Annotated in this window: 16 protein-coding genes and 1 CRISPR repeat array; of the genes, 7 read left to right on the top strand and 9 right to left on the bottom strand. The window is 58.1% G+C overall.

The genetic code is table 11. From position 1 onward, the window contains the following. The first annotated feature begins 295 nt into the window (after window positions 1–295). A complete protein-coding gene (locus ACVWYZ_RS11510; RefSeq protein WP_457467141.1) occupies window positions 296–4885 on the top strand; it encodes a GAF domain-containing protein in 4590 nt (1529 codons plus the stop codon). Between the two features lie 258 nt (window positions 4886–5143). Here ACVWYZ_RS11510 and ACVWYZ_RS11505 read toward each other — a convergent pair whose 3' ends face one another. The 5 genes from ACVWYZ_RS11505 to ruvA form a co-directional block, all read right to left on the bottom strand. Then, window positions 5144–5287, bottom strand: coding sequence for a chlorophyll a/b-binding protein (locus ACVWYZ_RS11505; RefSeq protein WP_041436191.1), 144 nt, complete (start codon window positions 5285–5287; stop codon window positions 5144–5146). A 103-nt stretch (window positions 5288–5390) separates the two neighbouring features. Then, a complete protein-coding gene (locus ACVWYZ_RS11500) occupies window positions 5391–5693 on the bottom strand; it encodes a glutathione binding-like protein (protein WP_414375558.1) in 303 nt (100 codons plus the stop codon). Between the two features lie 86 nt (window positions 5694–5779). Then, a complete protein-coding gene (locus ACVWYZ_RS11495; protein WP_457467140.1) occupies window positions 5780–6844 on the bottom strand; it encodes a polyamine ABC transporter substrate-binding protein in 1065 nt (354 codons plus the stop codon). 356 nt (window positions 6845–7200) lie between these two features. Beyond that, window positions 7201–8488: a CRISPR direct-repeat array (repeat unit 36 nt; unit sequence GTTCCCCCTTCGGGGGGATCCCTAGAAATTGGAAAC). Between the two features lie 9 nt (window positions 8489–8497). After that, window positions 8498–9106: a nicotinate-nucleotide adenylyltransferase gene (gene nadD / locus ACVWYZ_RS11490; protein ID WP_414409330.1), complete on the bottom strand. Its 609-nt coding sequence runs from the start codon at window positions 9104–9106 to the stop codon at window positions 8498–8500. After that, window positions 9103–9717: a Holliday junction branch migration protein RuvA gene (gene ruvA / locus ACVWYZ_RS11485; protein WP_457467139.1), complete on the bottom strand. Its 615-nt coding sequence runs from the start codon at window positions 9715–9717 to the stop codon at window positions 9103–9105. The genes nadD and ruvA overlap by 4 nt, the downstream gene beginning before the upstream one ends. 166 nt (window positions 9718–9883) lie before the next feature. Here ruvA and ACVWYZ_RS11480 point away from each other — a divergent pair, with 166 nt between their 5' ends. From ACVWYZ_RS11480 to lspA, 3 genes are all read left to right on the top strand, one after another. Continuing rightward, entirely contained in the window at window positions 9884–10687 is an 804-nt protein-coding gene (locus ACVWYZ_RS11480; RefSeq protein ID WP_457467138.1) for an ABC transporter permease, read from the top strand. Window positions 10688–10843: 156 nt separating this feature from the next. Further along, window positions 10844–11068 (top strand): hypothetical protein, encoded by a 225-nt coding sequence (locus ACVWYZ_RS11475; protein ID WP_414332042.1) that lies wholly within the window; start codon window positions 10844–10846, stop codon window positions 11066–11068. A gap of 260 nt (window positions 11069–11328) precedes the next feature. Further along, window positions 11329–11853, top strand: coding sequence for a signal peptidase II (lspA, locus tag ACVWYZ_RS11470; RefSeq protein WP_457467137.1), 525 nt, complete (start codon window positions 11329–11331; stop codon window positions 11851–11853). Between the two features lie 89 nt (window positions 11854–11942). Here the strand turns inward: lspA and ACVWYZ_RS11465 are convergent, their stop codons facing one another. Then, window positions 11943–12983, bottom strand: a complete 1041-nt coding sequence (locus tag ACVWYZ_RS11465) for a threonine aldolase family protein (RefSeq protein WP_457467136.1) — start codon at window positions 12981–12983, stop codon at window positions 11943–11945. Between the two features lie 47 nt (window positions 12984–13030). Next, window positions 13031–14101 carry a gamma-carotene 1'-hydroxylase CruF gene (gene cruF, locus ACVWYZ_RS11460; protein ID WP_457467135.1) on the bottom strand — a complete coding sequence of 357 codons (1071 nt, stop codon included), beginning with the start codon at window positions 14099–14101 and terminating at the stop codon, window positions 13031–13033. Window positions 14102–14378: 277 nt separating this feature from the next. Here cruF and ACVWYZ_RS11455 point away from each other — a divergent pair, with 277 nt between their 5' ends. Beyond that, entirely contained in the window at window positions 14379–15218 is an 840-nt protein-coding gene (locus ACVWYZ_RS11455; protein ID WP_457467134.1) for a M23 family metallopeptidase, read from the top strand. 89 nt (window positions 15219–15307) lie between these two features. Here the strand turns inward: ACVWYZ_RS11455 and ACVWYZ_RS11450 are convergent, their stop codons facing one another. Together ACVWYZ_RS11450 and ACVWYZ_RS11445 are read right to left on the bottom strand one after the other, a co-directional pair. Next, a complete protein-coding gene (locus ACVWYZ_RS11450; protein ID WP_414380724.1) occupies window positions 15308–15925 on the bottom strand; it encodes a hypothetical protein in 618 nt (205 codons plus the stop codon). Between the two features lie 318 nt (window positions 15926–16243). Next, complete coding sequence (locus ACVWYZ_RS11445) at window positions 16244–16792, bottom strand: NUDIX hydrolase (protein WP_011432186.1); 549 nt, start codon at window positions 16790–16792, stop codon at window positions 16244–16246. A gap of 141 nt (window positions 16793–16933) precedes the next feature. On the opposite strand from ACVWYZ_RS11445, the gene trpE reads away from it, so the two are divergent. Then, entirely contained in the window at window positions 16934–18454 is a 1521-nt protein-coding gene (gene trpE / locus ACVWYZ_RS11440) for an anthranilate synthase component I (protein WP_457467133.1), read from the top strand. A gap of 3 nt (window positions 18455–18457) precedes the next feature. Beyond that, window positions 18458–19288 carry a phytanoyl-CoA dioxygenase family protein gene (locus ACVWYZ_RS11435; protein WP_457467132.1) on the top strand — a complete coding sequence of 277 codons (831 nt, stop codon included), beginning with the start codon at window positions 18458–18460 and terminating at the stop codon, window positions 19286–19288. Window positions 19289–19506 lie beyond the last annotated feature (218 nt).

The following is a 19506-nucleotide window of genomic DNA, read 5'->3' as shown; positions in this document are numbered from 1 at the left end:
TAAATACTGAAACTGGGATCCGGTAAGTCTTTTTTTTCCCTTCTGCCCGCGGCGGCTCTGGACGGGCCACGGCTCAGACCCTTATTTTGGCTCGTTTGCAGGAGCTAGAGTAGCTGACGCAGGCGTGGTGAAAATGTAGCGAGCTGAACCAACGGGAAGCTGGTTTGGGGATCGGATCCCTGTAGCTTCCGGTGGAGAGGCTTGGAAGTTATGCTGGGGTTACCTCTTTTACCTTGAGACTATCGACCTCCGAGATCGGGGGATCGGAACCCTTCCTCTCCGCTTAGTTTGACCTATGCCTAAGGCCCCCCTCCCCCCCAATGAGGAGCAACGGCTGGCTGCCCTGCGGCAGTATCAGATTTTGGACACCGCTCCTGAGAACAGCTTTGACGAGATCGTCCGCCTTGCCGCCTACATCTGCGGCACGCCCATTGCTCTGGTCAGCCTTATCGACGAACACCGCCAGTGGTTTAAAGCCAAATTCGGCGTCGATGTGCAGGAGACCCCACGGGATGTGGCCTTCTGCGCCCACGCCATCTTGTCGCCTAAAGAGCCGCTGGTGGTGCCCGATGCTACCCAGGATCCGCGCTTTGCCGATAACCCGTTTGTTACGCAAGAGCCCCACATCCGCTTCTATGCTGGCATCCCTCTGGTAACTCCAGAAGGGCAAGCCTTAGGCACGCTTTGCGTTATCGATTATCAGCCTCGGCAGCTTAGCCCGGAGCAATTGGAGCAGCTCAAGGCTCTGGCCCATCAGGTAGTAGCTCAGTTGGAGCTGCGCCGTAGCTTGAGGGAACTGGCTCGGACGCCTTTGCTGCCTAAGTCGGGGGATACTAAACCTGCCCGCAAAAACCGCTTTCTCCTCAAAGTTACCGCCGGTTTTGGCCTGGCTGCCTTGCTTTTGGGCGGGATCACCTACTCAGCTCAGCGGAATGCCTCTCAACTGCCGCAGCTTACAGAACGAGTGGCCCACACTCTAAAAGTGATCCAAAACTTGGAAGGATTGCTGGCGGAAACCCGCGCCGCCGAAGCCGGTAAACGTGGCTATCTTCTGACCGATAATCCTCGCTACCTCGGTGAGTACCAAGACAGCCTTGAAGCAATCTCTACCCGTCTGCGCCTGCTGCAGGAACTGACTGTCGACAACCCCCTGCAACAGGAGCGTCTGAAGCGCCTAGAGCTGCTGCTGGAGCAACGGCTACGAGTCATCCAAGACTTAATCCGGCTGAGGGAGCAAGAGGGGCTACTCGCCACCCAGGAAGCCCTGGAAAGCAGCGAAGGGCCAAGGTTGGTGGAGCAAATTGCCGAGTTGATTCGGGTGCTCCAGCAGGAGGAAAATCGCCTTCTGCAGCAACGCAGCCAGGAACTTCAGTTTGCCTGGGTTAGAACCAATCTCATTGCTTTTGGCGGGCTCATTTTTACTTACCTGGTTTTGGCCTCGGTTTACTTCCTCATCCGCCGGGAGACTGCCGAGCGAGAAGAGGCAGAACGATCCCTCAAGCAAGAGCGGGATTTTACCAACGCGGTTATTGATACAGCAGGGGCGCTGGTGGTGGTTCTGGATCCTGAGGGACACATTTTGCGCTTCAACCGCGCTGCCGAGCAGCTTTCTGGCTACTCGCTGGCAGAAGTTAAGAACCGGCTGCTATGGGACTTAGGTTTGATCCCACCGGAAGATGTGCCTGGTGTAAAGCAAGCTTTTGAACAGCTCAAGGGCAATCATTCCCTCTTTTTGAATCGCCATGAGAATTTTTGGCGCAGCAAGCAGGGGGCACTGCGGCTTATTTCTTGGTCTAACACCGCCCTAATCAACGCTGCCGGCGAGGTGGAGTTTGTCATGGGCACCGGCATCGACATCACCGACCGCAAGCTGGCGGAGCTGGCCTTGAAAGAAAGCGAAGAGCGCTACCGGGATCTCTTTGAAAATGCCAGCGACCTCATCCAGAGCGTGGATGCTGAAGGGCACTTTTTATATGTCAACCGCGCTTGGAAAGAGACCTTGGGCTATGACGAAGCTCAAGTTTATCAAATGACCCTCTTCGACATTCTCCATCCCGACTGCCGAGAGCACTGCCAGGCTCTTTTCCAGAAGCTTCTATCGGGGGAGAAAGTAGAGAGAGTAGAGACAGCTTTCCTCACGGCCAGCGGTGAAACCGTTTGGGTGGAGGGCAATGTCAACTGCCGCTTTGAAGATGGGGTAATGGTGGCTACGCGGGGCATCTTCCGCAACATTACCGAGCAGAAGAAAGCGGCAGAAGAATTGGAGCGGCAAAACCGCCGGGCTCAGTTGCTAGCCAATCTCAGCTTGAAGATCCGCGAATCTTTGGATATCGCCGAGATCCTAGAGACGGCGGTAACAGAAATCCAAGCCCTGCTCAAAGCCGACCGAGTCTTGGTCTACCGCTTCCAGCCGGATGGTTCTGGGATCATCTCCAACGAGAAAACTCAGCCGGGGATCCCCTCCTTGATGGGAGAGGTGATCGAGGATCCCTGTTTTCAGGAAAAGTACGCCCAGCTCTACAGCCAGGGCCGCGTTCGCGTTGTTAGCGATGTGGAAAGTGAAGGACTGGAGCCTTGTTACCTAGAGCTGCTGCAAAAAATGCAGGTCAGGGCCAACTTGGTGGTGCCGCTGTTTTTGGAGCAGCAGTTGTGGGGGTTGTTGCTGGCCCACCAGTGCTCTGGCCCGCGTCAGTGGCAGCCGTTTGAGATGGAGCTGCTGTCGCAGTTGGCCAACCAAATTGGCATTGCCCTCACCCAGGCAGCCCTTTTGGAGCGGGAGAGAAAGCGCGGCCTCGAGCTGGAACAAGCCCGCAAAGCAGCAGAGCAGGCTGCACAGGCCAAAAGCAGCTTCTTAGCCACCATGAGCCACGAGATCCGCACCCCCATGAACGCGGTGTTGGGGATGACGGGCCTGCTGCTGGAGACCCCCCTCAATGCAGAACAGCGGGACTTTGTAGAGACCATCCGCGTCAGCGGCGATGCGCTGCTCACCCTCATCAACGACATCCTGGACTTCTCCAAATTGGAGGTCGGGGAAATGGAGCTGGAGATCCTGGATTTCGATCTCCGCTCGTGTCTGGAGGAGGTGGCGGATCTGTTTGCCCCCACTGCCCACGCCAAGGGATTGGAGCTGGCGGTGCTCATGCCACCGGAAGTGCCGCGCTACCTGCGGGGAGATGCTTCGCGTCTGCGGCAAATCCTCAACAACTTGGTGAGCAACGCCATTAAGTTCACCCACCGAGGAGAGGTGGTGATCCAAGCAGAGGTGCTGCAAGAAACCGCTACCCATGCCCACCTCAAGCTCTCGGTGAGAGATACCGGAATCGGGATCCCGGCGGCGGCGCAGAGCAAGCTGTTTCAACCGTTTAGCCAGGTGGATGCCTCTACTACCCGCAAATACGGAGGTACGGGACTGGGCTTGGCCATCTGCAAACAACTGACAGAACTGATGGGGGGAACCATCTCGTTGCACAGCCAAGAGGGACAGGGCAGCACCTTCAGCGTTGAGCTGACTCTGGAGCGGCAGCCCTACGTCCAGCAGCTTGCCCAGCCTTCTGCTCGTGTCCCGGTGGATTTGCAGGGCAAGCGGCTGTTGGTGGTGGACGACAATGCCACCAATCGCAAGATCCTGCGCTGCCAGGCCACGGCTTGGGGAATGGTGGTGGAAGAGGCCGAAAATGCCTATCAGGCCATGGACAAGCTACGCCAAGCCGTTCGGGAAGGCAGACCCTTCCCCCTGGCCATTTTAGATATGCAAATGCCGGAGGTGGATGGGGAGACCTTGGGCCGCTGGATCAAGGCAGATCCGCAACTGGCCGAGACGCAACTGGTGATGATGACCTCCCTGGGACTGGGGGAGCACTCCCGCCGCGCTGCCGAAATCGGCTTTGCCGCCTACTTGGTTAAGCCGGTAAAACAAAGCCGCCTTCAGGAGGCGTTGGCCATCGCCCTGGGGAAATCTTCTGGCCTCTCCACCTCTCTTTTGGGCATTGGCCCCCCTCTCTCTCAGACGACGCCTATGGCCGACCGACCCCAGCAGTCCCTGCGCATTTTGCTGGCAGAGGATAACCCCGTCAACCAAAAGGTGGCTTTGCGCCAGCTCGAGAGTTTGGGCTACAAGGCCGATGTGGTGGCCAACGGTCAGGAGGTATTGGATCTCCTGCAGCAGGTCAGATATGACCTTATTCTCATGGATTGTCAGATGCCGGTGATGGATGGCTACGAGGCCACCCGCCGTATCCGCCAGCAGGAAAGACTGGAGAAGGGATCCCGCCGTCGCGCCGTCATCATCGCCATCACGGCTAACGCCATGCAGGAGGATAGGGAGCGCTGCCTGCAGGCAGGCATGGATGACTATCTCAGCAAGCCGGTGCTGAAGGAAGATTTGGAAAGGGTGCTCAACCACTGGAGCCAGGTGATTGCCCAGTCTGCAGCAGGATCCTCCAATGGATCCGCTTCTAAAGCAGCCTCTCCAGCTTCCCCCGCCGAGAGCCGGGATCCCTCTTCTCCCACCCAGCCCTACCCCATCGACTCTGCCTATCTGGATCAGGTTTCCGGCGGGGATCGCGGGTTTCAGCGAGAGCTATTGCAGGTGTTCATCCAAGATTGTGAAGACCAGCTTCCGCAACTGCGCCAAGCCATTGCCGGTTACGACGCAGAAAGAATGCGGCGGATCGCCCATCGCCTCAAAGGAGCCAGCTCCAATGTGGGAGCCAACGCTTTTTGCCAAGTGGTTCGCGAGCTGGAGCACTTGGGGGTAGCGCTGGCCCAGCAGGGATCCCAAGGTGGTCATGACCTAGAATGGGCACGCGCTCTCCAGGCCCCAGAAGACCTAGAACGCATCTTGGCCGATATCCGCCAGTACTTGCAGGATTTGGAAGAGTAGATTCCTAGGGATCCCAAGCCTTCTGCGCTGCTAGCTTTCACTCCCCGCCCCTCTCCCAGTGGAAGAGGAGAGTCAGCGGCAGAAGCAAGGCAGTGGAAGCTGGACTTAACAGCCTGCATTTCGCTTCCACTTCCATTTGGATTCATTCAGACCTAAATCCAGAATCGAGGGCAATGCAAAAGCCTGGCTGCTTTACAGAGGGTGGAAACTACAGCCAGGCAAGCAAGGATCTACAGCAGTGTCCTAGGCCCACCGGGATTACATCAGGCCGATTTGAGAGAGGATCCCTTGGCCGGTCAGCAACTCGGTCGCAACGCCGATCACAAAGCCCAACATTGCCAAACGGCCATTCCATTTTTCGGCGAAGGTGGTAAAGCCAAACTTAGCTTCTTGGTTTTCCATGGTTCTAGCTCCATCAACAGGTGACATCTTTAATGTGGCTCAGATATTAAAAAGTGTCAAGTTTTATGTCGAGAGCTAACAAGATTGTCCCTTTCCTCTGGCATCAGCACCTTTGGTATTGCCGGTCGCCAAACAGGATCCCGTGTTCCTCGTCACTGAGGAGCTGCTCGAGGGAACGGCGTACCTCTGCCAGCAGTTGCAAGCCCTTCTGCACGGCGGGACGGGCTTCGATGGCTGCCAACCAGCGTTTGAGATTGGGAAATGGCTCGATGTCCAACCCTTGCCGCTCATAGCCCCGCATCCAGGGGAAGCTGGTAATATCGGCGATGGAGTAGTCGCCCGCCAGGTACTCCGACTCCATCAAGGCTTGTTCCACCACTCCAAACAGGCGCTGGGTCTCTCTCACGTAGCGGTCGATGGCGTAGGGGATCCGCTCATTCTAGCCTGCTCGCTTCTGCCCCACTGAGGCGGTAGCTGAGAGGAAAGGGATCCCTAGCTGCTTTTCACCGCTGTCCAGAGGGCGTCGATGAGGCGCAGCTCTTCCCCTGACAGCACTTTAAGGTAGGTGAGTTTGGCCAGGGCCTCTTCGTCGGGGTAGATGGCCGGGTTTTGCCGATCTTCTGGGTTGATCATGGGCAGAGCTGCAGCGTTGGGGGTGGCGAAGCGGTTGTGGTTGCTCAGTTGAGCGCCGACTTCAGCATCCAGGATGAAATTGATGAAGCGATTGGCCAGCTCGGGGTTGGGGGCCTGGGCGGGAATGGCCATTACATCCAGCCAAATGTGGGCACCCTCGCGGGGGACAAAATAGCCGATGTTGGGGTTTTCTTCGGCAGCTTGCAGGGCATCGCCGCTGTAGACGATGGCTACATTGGCCGTTCCAGAAACCAGTTGGTTTTTACCCCCCACGCCCCCGATTAAGCCGGCACTGCGGCGCTTGGTGTCGATCAAAAGCTGCTGGATCTGCTGCAGCTCTGAGCGAACGGTGGTATTCATATCGAAGCCCAGGTAAACGGCAGCGGCACCGATCATGGATCGCATCTCATCGATCATCACAAAGGGGCCATACTGCTGCTGCGGGTCGAAAATCAGTCCCCAAGAGCGTTCAAAGTTTTCGGGCAGGCGGTCTTTGCGGTAGCCAATGCCGGTGGTGCCCCACTGATAGGCGGCGGTGTAGGTGTTTTCTGGGTCGAAGGGCAGGCCGACAAATTTTTCGCCCAGGTTGCTCAGGTTGGGGATCAATTCTTTGTTGAGAGGCTGCAGCAGCCCCAGCTCCAACATGTTGGGCACGATGTAGTCGGTAGGAACAACAATGTCGTACTGACTGGTGCCACCCCCCCGCAGTTTGGCCACCATGTCTTCGTTGGATTCGTACACGCTGACCACCACGCGGCTGTTGGTGGCTTTTTCAAAGGCAGTGAGGATGTCGGGATCGATGTATTCTGACCAGATGTAGAGATTGAGGGTCTGCCTCTGGGCAGAGGTAACGTGGGGCCAAAACAGAACCAGGACAAGCACACAGCAGAGCAGGGTTGTAGCCGAGGCAATCCACTTTTTCATGAGATTTCTCCGACTGTGAAAAGTTGAAAACATCGTATCTGCTTTCATCCCCCAGCCGGCTACACCCGCGGCTAGGGGGCACGCCTTGGGCAATCGCCAAGCCCCGCAAACTCCGGTTGAGGCTCGGGTACTCACCCTTGTTTCCAAGACAACACCCAAACGGTATCAACGCCTCCGCGAGCGATCCGCCAAAAGCCGCAAAGGCCGATTCTTTCGTCGGATCCCTCGATGCCTTGCGCCACAAGGCTTTCCAGCCCCAAAACCCCCTCGCCGCAGCTCTTTTTGCCGACTTTTTTCCGGATCCCTCGCAAATGGGTCTTGCATTCCTTGCCCTGCTTGGGTTTAATAGGGGTGGAGTTCCCCCTTCGGGGGGATCCCTAGAAATTGGAAACTTTTTGAAAGGCAGGTTCGTGTATTCCCTGCCTTTAGGGTTCCCCCTTCGGGGGGATCCCTAGAAATTGGAAACGGCTGGATCGGGCGCAAGCCCAGGGTAGTACCGAAGGGTTCCCCCTTCGGGGGGATCCCTAGAAATTGGAAACTGTAGCTAAAGTCTTTAATCCAAGATCAACACCAACGTTCCCCCTTCGGGGGGATCCCTAGAAATTGGAAACATTCTTAAGTTGTTTCAATACTCCTCTGAAGAAAGTTCCCCCTTCGGGGGGATCCCTAGAAATTGGAAACGGACCGTTGGCGTGTGCCGGACACTGTATCAGAGAAGATGTTCCCCCTTCGGGGGGATCCCTAGAAATTGGAAACAGTCGAAGTTAGACTCGTCATTTGGGTCTACCTCAGGTTCCCCCTTCGGGGGGATCCCTAGAAATTGGAAACACCGTTCCAGGTTTGCCAGTACCACAGCATCCCTTTGGGTTCCCCCTTCGGGGGGATCCCTAGAAATTGGAAACTGTCCAACTAATATACAAAATGGGATTCTGCCCTGTCGTTCCCCCTTCGGGGGGATCCCTAGAAATTGGAAACCCTCCTAAAGGCAGTGAATGACTGAAACCTGCCTCTAAAGTTCCCCCTTCGGGGGGATCCCTAGAAATTGGAAACTCGACCAGCATCCGGTGCTGGTACGGAACATGCGACAGATGTTCCCCCTTCGGGGGGATCCCTAGAAATTGGAAACCAGGGCAGGGATGGGTTTGACCTCATCCTTTTCAACCTCTAGTTCCCCCTTCGGGGGGATCCCTAGAAATTGGAAACCATTCGTAGGACTCCCGAATGCTGTTACTAACCAGAGTTCCCCCTTCGGGGGGATCCCTAGAAATTGGAAACGATGACTTCAACGCCTTCCCCGGTATAACTTGGGTGTTCCCCCTTCGGGGGGATCCCTAGAAATTGGAAACATTGCGGCCCAGGTTCTTGCGAACCTGTTTGTTGAAGTTCCCCCTTCGGGGGGATCCCTAGAAATTGGAAACTAGTAGACTGCGTAGTACCGTTCCACTCGCTTGTTGTTCCCCCTTCGGGGGGATCCCTAGAAATTGGAAACTAATAAAGCCGTGAAGAAGAACGTAGCTCGTAAGTCTAAGGCGTTCCCCCTTCGGGGGGATCCCTAGAAATTGGAAACTGTACCTGATCTATCAACTAACTTTCCATAACCAGGTTCAGGTTCCCCCTTCGGGGGGATCCCTAGAAATTGGAAGAAATTGGAAACTAGGGCTGCAGATAGAGGCGGTGCTGACGGATGTAGTGCTCCACGGCAGGGGGCACCAGGTAGCGGATAGACCTTCCCTTTTGGATTTGCTGCCTTAGGTAAGTGGAAGAGAGCGTCAGGGTAGGGGCTTCCAGGATTTGGGCTTGGATGGGCAACTTTTCGGCTACCGCCTGCAACACCTGGGCAGCATCGCCGGCATCCACCCGTGGGGCAACAATCCAATGGCAGAGGCGGGCCAGTTCTTCCGCTTGATACCACTGGGGCAGATCCCGCAGAGCATCCACGCCGATGATCCAGTACCACTGGGTATTGGGTTGCTCCTGGATGAGGGTGCGCAGCGTCTCGATGGTGTAGGAGCGCCCCGGACGGCAGATCTCCAGCTCTGAGCAGGCGAAGCGCTCGTGGTCGGCAATGGCCAGCTTGACCATGGCCAGGCGGTCGGCTTTGCTGGCACCAGGGGCCAGAGGCTTGTGGGGGGGATCCCCGGCGGGCATCCACAGCACCTGATCCAGGTCAAACTGCCAAAGGGCTTGTTCTGCCATGATCAAGTGGCCGTGGTGTACAGGGTTGAAGGTTCCACCCAGAATGGCAATGCGGCGGTGCTTCATGGCTGCTGGCTCAGGTAGGTGATGGCATCCCGCAGCCAGTCTTCCGTTGGGCGGGGGTGAGTGGGCAGAGCTTGCAAGGCAGCCTGAATTTCCTGAGTGCTGTAGCCCAGGGCCAGTAAGGCCATTTCCACCTCTTCTCGGATGGGCATGGGCGGCCCTCCGGCCAAGGGTTGATCCGCAACTCCCACCCCCTGTCGCCAGTGGGCCAGCTTGGTTTTCAGCTCCAGGGCCAGCCGTTGGGCCGTTTTATGGCCTACCCCCGGCGTGAGGGAGAGCAGGCGCACGTTTTCGGTCACCACCGCCTGCACCAGCTCCGGCAGGCCGAAGGTATTCAGCAGGGCCAAGCCCAAAGCCGGCCCCACCCCCGAGACTTTGATGAGTTCCACAAACAAATCGCGCTCGGCTGGCGAGCCAAACCCGTACAACACCAGCTCGGTCTCTCGCACCACCAAATGGGTGAACACCCGGACGGGCTCCCCCACTGCGGGCAGTTGCTTGAGAAAACGTCCTGGGGCCTTGACGCGATAGCCGATCCCCTGCACCTCAACGGTGAGGCTGCTGCGCTCTCCCCATTCGATGGCAACAAGGTGGCCGCTTAAAAACGCGATCATGCTGCGAGTTTAATCTGGGTTTGGGATGCTCTGCTCGACTGGAGCTCCAAAGTCGGCCAAGCAATCTAAAGTCCTTGCCAAAGGCTGCTTCCCTACAAGGCTATTTCACAGACCATTTCTCTACCTGTAGACTGTTCCCCATCCAGCTCTGTATTCTCCCTCATCCATGCCGATTCGCCCTTTTCCCATCGGCCAATGGCTTTGGATCCTGTTCTCGCTGGGGGTGCTGCTCTTTCTCCATCTTCCTCTGCTGGTGATCGTCCTTTATGCCTTCAGCCCCGATGAGGCGACCTTGCGCTTCCCTTTGCCGGGGCTGACCTGGCATTGGTTTGCCGTGGCTTGGGGGCGGGCCGATATTTGGCGGGCCTTGTTTTTGTCTTTGCGGGTGGCTTTGCTGGCTACCGGAGTGGCAGTGGTGCTGGGATCCCTGGCGGCAGCGGCTGTCTATCGTAGCCGATTTTTTGGCCGCGAGACGATCTCATTTTTGGTGTTGCTGCCCATCGCCTTGCCGGGCATTGTCTCCGGGATTGCCTTGCGCTCGGCGATCCATTTGCTGGGTATCCCCTTCAGCTTTTGGACGATTGTCATCGGCCATGCCACCTTTTGCCTGGTGGTGGTGTACAACAACGTGCTGGCGCGGTTTCGCCGCATGGGACGCTCTCAGCTAGAAGCTTCTGCCGATTTGGGGGCCAACCCCCTGCAAACTTTTCGCTACATCCTTCTGCCCGAACTGGCCTCGGCCCTATTGGCGGGATCCCTGCTGGCGTTTGCCCTGTCTTTCGATGAAATCATCGTCACCACCTTCACCGCTGGCCAGCAGCAAACCCTGCCGATCTGGGTGTTCAGCCAGCTCACCAAGCCTCGGCAGCGCCCGGTGATCAGCGTGGTGGCCCTGGGGGTGATCGGCCTGACGGTGCTCCCCATTTGGCTGACCCATCATTGGACTCAAGAGAAAACCTCAACTCGCTGATGGCTCTTTCCAACCTCAGGCAAGGTTTGCGGCTTAGAAGGATCCCCAAGCATTGGCCGGAGTCGCTGTAACAGCAAGGAAACGCTGGCCCTGGTTGATCGCGGATCCCTTGTGAGAAAATGTAACAAGCATTTCATTTCTGAAATTGAGGTATCTATGGCTGTCACTCGTGCCGGACGCGCCCCTCTCGTGCGGGGCAGCAGCGAGGGAAATCCTGCCAAGTTCATGGAAATGGCCAGCGCTTTGCTCAGCACCCGCACCCGCCAAGGCAGCGGCAAAAAGGTTCAAGATCGCTCCTCCTACGGCAAGGCGGGCAATCCGCAAGAGTTTATGCAGATGGCCAGTGAATTGCGCCGCTCCCTGGAGCAGCAGGGTCGGTAGCCAATCCTGTCCACCCCCAGGGGATCCCCGTCCAGTTGCCTAAGCTGGACGGTTTTCTTGCTGCTCCTCTCAAGCCAGAGGCGGCCAATCGCTTCTGAGGCCACTCACCGGTGTTGGATCCCGCCGCAGGCCCAACCTTGGATCCAAGGCTCCGCCCTTGAGCTTCTGGGCAATGAGCCGACAGAAGAGCGGCATGTCAGGATGGGAAAAGTGCTCATCCGGGCGCTCTTGCCGGTGGACGTGATTGAGGCCAAGACGACATGAAAAACAAAGGCTTTTGGCTGGCCGGGATCCTGGGGGTAATCTTGGATCAGGCGACCAAGCGCTGGGCGGTAGAACGGCTGCTGCCGGGGCCAGAGATTGAGCTGTGGCCAGGGGTGTTTCACCTCACCTACGTGGAGAATACCGGCGCTGCTTGGAGCCTGTTTGAAGATTCGGCAGAGCTCTTGAAGTGGATCTCGTTGGGGGTAGCGCTGGCATTGGGGCTGCTGGCCATCCGCGGCGGGATCCTGAGCCGTTGGGAACAGGCGGGCTATGGCTTGGTGTGGGCAGGAGCGGTGGGGAACGGCATCGACCGCTTCGTCAACGGCTATGTGGTGGATTTTTTCAATTTGATCTGGATTCGCTTTCCGGTATTCAACGTGGCGGATGTGGCCATCAACCTCGGGGTGGCCTGCCTGCTGATCGGTTTGCTACAGGACAACTCAAAGAAAACGGGATCGACTGCTACCTCGCCTCGCTTGGAGAAAAAGCCCAGTCGCGACAGCACCCACTTTAAGGATTGACCAGCCGATGAACAGCCTTCAGGGATCCCTTGGGATGCTCATGTCCTTGGCAAGGGGGATCCCTGGTCAGCTGCAAGGACTCCGTCCGCCTATTGCAAACGGCTGGCTTGCTGAGCCACCTGGCAGAAGCGCTCGACATCTGCGGGCAAAGTGTTAAAAGCCGTCACCAGGCGGATTAAGTGGTGACCTTCCCCCAGCCAGCGGTAAAACCGAAACCCCGCTCCCTCTAGGGCCTGGAGAACCGGCTCCGGCAGCTCGATAAAAACCTCATTGGCCTCGGTAGGATACACCAACTTGGCTCCCGGCAGGGATCCCAGTCCCTGCGCCAACCGTTGGGCCATCGCGTTGGCATGGCGAGCATTGCGCAGCCACACCCCATCCTGGAGATAAGCCTGCAATTGGGCAGACAAAAAGCGCATCTTCGAAACCAGATGGCCACTGCGCTTGCGGCGAAACTCAAAATCGCCCACCTGATCTGGATGAAAAAACACCACCGCTTCCGCAGCCCAGGCCCCATTTTTGGTGGCCCCAAAGGACAGCACATCCACCCCCGCTTTCCAGGTCATCTCGGCAGGGGTGCAACCCAAACTAACCAGGGCATTGGCAAAGCGGGCCCCATCCATATGCACCTTAAGGCCAAAGTGATGGGCCAAATCCGCCAGGGATCCAAGTTGCTCCAAGGAGTAGAGGGTGCCGGCCTCAGTGGCTTGCGTCAGGCTGAGGCAGGCAGGCTGCACGTGATGAACCACCCCAAACCCCGCCCGCTCCAGGGCTGCTTTTAAGTTGCCCCAGTCAATACGGCCTTGCTCTCCGGGGATCCCCACCAACTTGGCCCCACCTGTAAACAGCTCTGGCGCTCCACATTCGTCCAGATTGATGTGGGCCTCGGGATGGCAATAAATCGCCCCGTAGGGCGGGGTGAGCACCGAAAGGGCCAAGGCGTTGGCAGCAGATCCCGTTGCCACCGGAAACACCGCCACTTCATGCTCAAAGATCTCGGCAAAGAGCCTCTGCACCTGCGCTGTGCATTCGTCTCCTCCATAGGGCATGGCGGATCCCCGGTTGAGGGCCAACAGGGCTTCCATCACCTCAGGACAAGCGCCTGTAACATTGTCGCTGCAAAAGTTCATGGCATGGACAACCCAAGGGATCTCGCCGAGGAAGGGTTAGGGCCGGCTTACTTCGCGCCAACCCAACCGGGATCCTCCAAAGTATCCCAGTCCCGACCTGCCTCTCCCTCGACCGCTTGCAATGGCGGGACAGAGTCCTTTTGGGGATGGGAAGGCGGCTCAGGCTGGTCGCGATAGCGGGACGGAGTCCTTTCGCAATAGCGGGATGGGGTCTTTGCACTCCACCACAACCCCAAAGCGGGCCCCAACCCCAACAACAGGCCCAGCCCCGCCGGCGCAACAATGCCGGAGCCCAGGCTCATCAGCAGGGCAAAAGCAAAATTAGCTACATAGAGCACCAGCGGCCCCACCAACTGGCGGCGGTCAAGGATGGGTTGATCCTCGCCCCACAGCAGATTGGCCACCGTCATGAAGGCAGCCCCAGTCAGCATCCAACCCCCGAAGTTTTGCAACGGCATGCCGAAGAAGGGCCCCGGCTGAAACCACGTCCAAAACGGGATCAAGCCGCGGGTCATGGCCGGATCCAGCACGAAGTCCCAAGCGGTGAGCAGCAACGCCCCCAACATAATGGCCTCGAAGTGAATCAGCCAGTGGCGCTGGGTTTGCAGAGCCACACGCGCCAACAAGTAGGACGACAACCCCACATAAAACCAAGACAGAGGGATGGTAAAAGGCACCAAACCGGCAATCTTGTAGCCCAGCCCACTCAGGTAGCCGTAGTTGCCAAAAGGGATCCCAGTGCTGGTACCCAACAGCTCACTGCCCAAGGAAATGCCCACCGCCGGGATCAAAAACATCAACAGGCGCCGCATCCCCAACAGCCGGGATCCCATCAGAGCTGCCGCCAGCGCACCGAACACCATGTAGGCCACGCCGCCATTGCCCATGCTCAAGGAGAAAGCTTGAATGCCAATGGGGGGCAAACTGGCCACCCACTCAGGATGGGGTACAACCCAGAGCAACCCTGCCAACCCAAAAAGCAAAGACAGAATGTGCAAACCCAGAGCTAAGGCCTCCAGCCGCTGCCAAATCGAGCCAGACAGGGGCAGAACACTTCGCCCAACAGAAGACTGGAAAGGCAGGCTGACGAGAACACCAGAGGACGAGAACCAACGCATGAGAAACTCCCGAAGAGTGGTTAAGCGAAGCCGCTCTGTCTCCTTGCAACCCATACGGCAGCTGAGGGAAAAAGCGGATGGCCCCAAGAGAGAGCCTAAAGCCAAGAACAAGCCCGCTTGCTTGCAGGCCGGCCTACTTGGGATGGCCCTCTGGGCAGGGATGTCACCACCGCTAACGGTGACACTGCTGATATTTTGCTGTCTATTGTATCAATTCGTAAACATATCGCCCGTTTTTCCTCAGGTCTCCTCCCCGTCTTCGCCGCAGGGATCCCGGGTGGGGGTGTACGCCCAGTTGGCTCGTGCTGTGGAGCGCCAGGACTGGCTTCAGGCCCTGCAGCTGGTGGATCTGTTGCAGCAGCACACGGAAGATCCCGCCCAGCGTCAGGATCTGGAAGACTATCGGCTGGAGCTGGAAAAATATCGTTCTGCTTATGGGGATCCGCCGCCGCCCCAGTGGCCGTTTTTGCACAAGCCCTTTGTTGGGGAATTTCCTGTCACCAACCTCTTCGACCATGACTTGCCTTTGGGGGAGAGGGATGGCAACAGACGGTTTGTGAGTGGGCAAGGCCAAGTTTGGATCCCTGGCCCGCTGCACCCGTGTGGCAAAAGCGATGGCCATGCCGGTTATGACTGGGAGATGCCGGTGGGAACCCCGATTTTGGCTGCTGCCGCAGGACGGGTCACCGTGGCCCGCGAGGAGCCGGAGTTTTTTTGCCCCAGCTTGGGCCGGCTGGTCAGGGGGTTGCGGGTGCGCCTTCTGCACGAGCCAGAACTCTCGGAGGGGGAGAGAACAGACGGGAGAGCACTTCCCCGCTGGGAGACCCTCTACGCCCACCTCAGTCAAATCGGGGTGCAGGAGGGGCAAGTGGTGGCCGCAGGAGCAGTCATCGGCCTATCGGGAGACAGCGGCTGTGCCAGCGGGCCCCATCTCCATTTCGAGGTGCGTCGCTTCGACAACACCAACTCCGGCCAACCAGCTGCCGTCGATCCCTACGGGTGGTTTGGGTCTGGCCTGGATCCCTGGAGCATTCATCCCCTTGGGGCCGAAAGCCTGTTCCTTTGGCAGGTGGGACAAGCCCCCAGTTTGGGAGCTTGCTGGCAAGGGCAGCGATAGCCGAGACGGACATCCGCTCCGCGCGAGACCTCGCTGACAAAGATGGATATTGACAGGCAGATTCACAATAGTCACAACAGATGATGGACTTATAGATCTCGACGGACAAAGCCATCCCCCTCCCATTGGTAGAGGGTAGCCCTCAAGTCACGGCTGGCACCGGGCGGGCTTGAGATGACCAGGATCCCTTGCGGGCTGACCCGCAGGCTGGCATTGCTCAGATCCGTCACGCTCAGCAGTGGCACAAGTCCCTCAGGCCGGTGTTCCAAGACCAAGACAGAGCGCAGCAGGCTGATGCCCCCTCGCTCGGTGAGGAGCACCAACTTGGGCTGTGGGCTGGAGGTAATGTCCGTGCGCAGGTGAGCCTCCACCAACCGCCCTGGGATCGGCTCAGCTGTGTGGAGCAGACGAAAGCTATACCCCCCCTGGTGCTCGAAGCTGAGAACGCGCACCACCGGCTCCACGGTGGGCTGCCGCTGAATCTGAAACACGGCCACCACATCCTGGCGAGATGGAGAGGTTAGGCTGGCCGGGAACAGGCGCAGGTTTTCACCGCGATTGCCGCGAATGAAATCCCACCAAATGGATTGATTGAATAAAGCCACGACCCCACCTCGAGCAGTGCCACCCTCAGAAGGAACCGGCAGCAGCGGAAGCACAGGCTGGGGATAGGCAGGAACAGCAGCAACCGGTAGAGTGGCAGCCAAGGCCGCTCCCCAGGCTATTCGACCACAGGAACACAACAGCTTCCGCATATTTCCTCACTCCTCTCCTCACTCCTCGCCCCTAAAATTCTAAAGGACTCCAAGGTTCTCCCAGTCAACCAAACAGCCGGGATACAGGGATCCCTTTTATGTCGAACGCAACCTCGATCTCACCTTGATCTCGCCTGGCAATGGGCTACCAAGTTAGGGTGAAAAGCCTGGAGCTTCCTCTGTAGCCAACAAAGTCGGCTTGGAACGACGCCCCGCCAATTGGAAAGGGATCCCCCAGGAGCAAGGGGCAGCCCCCCCCGACGGAGGGCTCTATTTTTCGGCAGCCAAAAACAATTGGGCCCGCCAAAAGCAGGCAATGGACTTGCTGTCCAAATCCATTCCCAAACGGGCCATTTCTGTAAGCTCAGAAGCAGAAAACTCCACTACGGTAATATCTTCATCCTCATCCTTATCGGGAGGGGAATCCAGCACTTCCAGCTCCCGCGCCAAATAGGCATACATAATCTCGCTGGAATAGCCGGGGCACAAATAAAATTGGCCAAGGGGATCCCAGCGATGGGCACGCAGGCCCGTTTCTTCTTCCAGCTCGCGGCGAATGGTGTCATCGGGATGCTCCCCTGGCTCGACTGTGCCTGCCGGAAATTCATAAAGGTAGGAGGCAACCGCAAAGCGATATTGACGAATGCAGACGAACTTGCCTGCTGCAGTGACGGGCACTGCCACCACCCCGCCAGGATGGATGAGGTACTCCCGCTCTCCCTCTTTGCCGTTGGGAAAACGCAAACGCTGGCTGACGAAGGTGTATTTGTGGCCTTGATAGCGGAGGCGCTCACGAATCACCTGAGATGGGTTTTGCATGGCAAGGGTTCTCGAGAGTAGAGCCGCTCTCAGCTTAATGGTTTCCGGCGCTGTTGCAACCGGGCCATCCAGAGGGATCCACAACGCCCTTGGGATTCCCTGTCTGGGGTAGAGTCAGGGAAAGCACAAAAGTTGCAGGCCATGATTTACCCCCCCTTGAAGGAGTTTCTTGCCCTCACCAAGCAGGGCAACTTTATCCCGGTGTACCAGGAATGGGTGGCGGATTTGGAAACGCCGGTTTCTGCCTGGTATCGGGTTTGTGCTGGCCAGCCCTACAACTTTCTCCTGGAGTCGGTGGAGGGGGGGGAACAGGTGGCCCGCTACAGCTTCTTGGGCTGCGATCCCCTGTGGGTTTTGGAAATACGCGGGGATCAGGCGCTACAGCGATACCGCGATGGCCGACAGGAGCACCACCAAGGGGATCCCTTCGCAATTTTGGCCCGCTGTTTGCAGCCTTATGAGCCGGTGCATTTGTCGGAACTGCCCAGCAGCATTGGCGGGCTATTTGGCTACTGGGGCTATGAGCTGATTCGCTGGGTCGAACCCAAGGTGCCCATCCACCCCCTGCAGCCGGGGGATCCTCCTGACGCCGTTTTTATGCAGGTGGACAGCATTTTGCTCTTCGACCAGGTGAAGCGCAAGATCTGGGTGGTGGCCTTCGCCGATACCCGTCACCACGCTCCTGAGGAAGCCTATGCCCAAGCCTGCCGGCGGGTGGAAAAGCTGATGCAGCAGCTCAGCGCTCCTCTTTCTCTGGCCCATCTGCACCTCAACTGGAAGCCCCACCTGTCGGAAAGGACTCCGTCCCGCTGGCGCGAACAAATCCCTCCCAGCACCCTGAGCCGCCCGGCCTACTGCCAAGCGGTGGAACGGGCTAAGGACTACATCCGCGCCGGAGATATCTTCCAGGTAGTGCTCTCGCAGCGGTTTACCATCTCCTTTGCGGGGGATCCCTTTTGCCTCTACCGCTCGTTGCGGCTGATTAACCCTTCCCCTTATATGGCGTTTTTGCAGTTTGGGAATCTCTGCCTCATCGGCTCCAGCCCAGAGGTGATGGTCAAACTCAGCCGGGTGGGAGAAGACCGCATCGCCACCGTGCGCCCCATTGCCGGCACCCGCCCCCGTGGCACCACCCCTCAGGAAGACCGGCAGTTAGAGCAAGAGCTGTTGGCAGATCCGAAAGAACGGGCCGAACATGTGATGTTGGTGGATCTGGCCCGCAACGACCTGGGACGGGTCTGCCAACTGGGATCTGTGCAGGTGGATGACCTGATGCAGATCGAGCGCTACAGCCATGTGATGCACATTGTCAGCAACGTGGTGGGGCGGCTGGATCCCCAGTACAGCGCCTGGGATCTGCTGCGGGCCACCTTCCCCGCCGGAACCGTTACGGGTGCCCCCAAAATCCGCGCCATGCAGATTATTCATGAGCTGGAAGGATGCCGCCGCGGGCCCTATGCCGGCGCCTATGGCTACTACGACTTTTCCGGCCAACTGAACACCGCCATCACCATCCGCACCCTGCTGGTTCATCAGGGCCAGGTGAGCTTGCAGGCCGGGGCAGGTATTGTGGCCGACTCGGATCCGGAGCGGGAATACCAAGAATGTCTGAACAAAGCGCGGGGCATGTTAATGGCTGTGGCCAGTTTGCAGGAGACCTAGCCCATGTTGGCCCAGTTGCGCTTCAGCCCTGCGGTTCGCGTCAGCGGGACGGAGTCCTTACAGGAGCTCCAGCAGCCGGATCCAGAGACCGTAGAGCAGGCTTTTGAACTGTTTTCCACAGAGGGCTATCTGGTGTTGCCGGAGATCTTTCCCCCCGAGCTCATCGACAAGTTGCACAGCAGCTTTCTGGCCACCTACAGCCACTACTGCACCCACGAAAACCACGCCGATGCCCTGTTAGTGGGCAATAGACGGGTGATGGTAACGGTTCGCCTGGAGGGCCCCTTCAACGATCCCCTCATCTATGCCCATCCTCTGATCTTGCCCATCCTGAAGCGGATTTTGGGGCCGGAGTTGATCTTGAGCGGGCTGGGGGCGGTGGTCTCTCTGCCGGGATCCGCCGATCAACAAGTTCACCGGGATCTGTCTCATCTGTTTGGCGACGAGACCTTGGATGCAATCATTCCTTGCTATGCCCTGAATTTGCTTATTCCTCTGGTGGAGGTCAACGAAGAGAACGGCATGACCCGTCTCTGGCCCGGCAGCCATGCGGTCTTCGATGCCCACTATACCGAGCTGGCCCAGCAGATGCCCTTTGTCGATCCGCCCCTGGCCAAGGGATCCTGCCTCCTGTTTGACTACCGCCTGATTCACCTGGGTCGGGCCAATCGCTCGCCCGCTCCCCGTCCTCTTCTCTACAACACCTACAGCCGCGCTTGGTTTCGGGATCCCATCAATTACACTCAGCAACCTCCCCTGGTGATCCCGGCCCAAGAGAAAGAGCGGATCCCAGCCGAGCATCAGCGCCTATTCGTGACGGCACAGATTGTGTAGACGGCCCGGAACTGCGAGCTGACCGAAAACTCGGCGGCTCAGGCCCCGGCATTTATGCCTAGGGATAAGCTACCGTCTCCTGATAGGATGTGAGTATCGCTCCACCCATTTATAGAAAGGTGCAGTGGTAAACTACCCAACCCTGACTGCTTCGCAGTACAGGGCGGGCTTAAGGCCTCCGGCCCGCTGGCGCGAACGGTAGCCCTGCAGTTGGCAAG

It is taken from the genome of Thermostichus sp. MS-CIW-37 (assembly GCF_054060065.1).
Note: the sequence above shows the minus strand (reverse complement) of the source record. Positions and strands in the feature narration are given on the sequence as shown.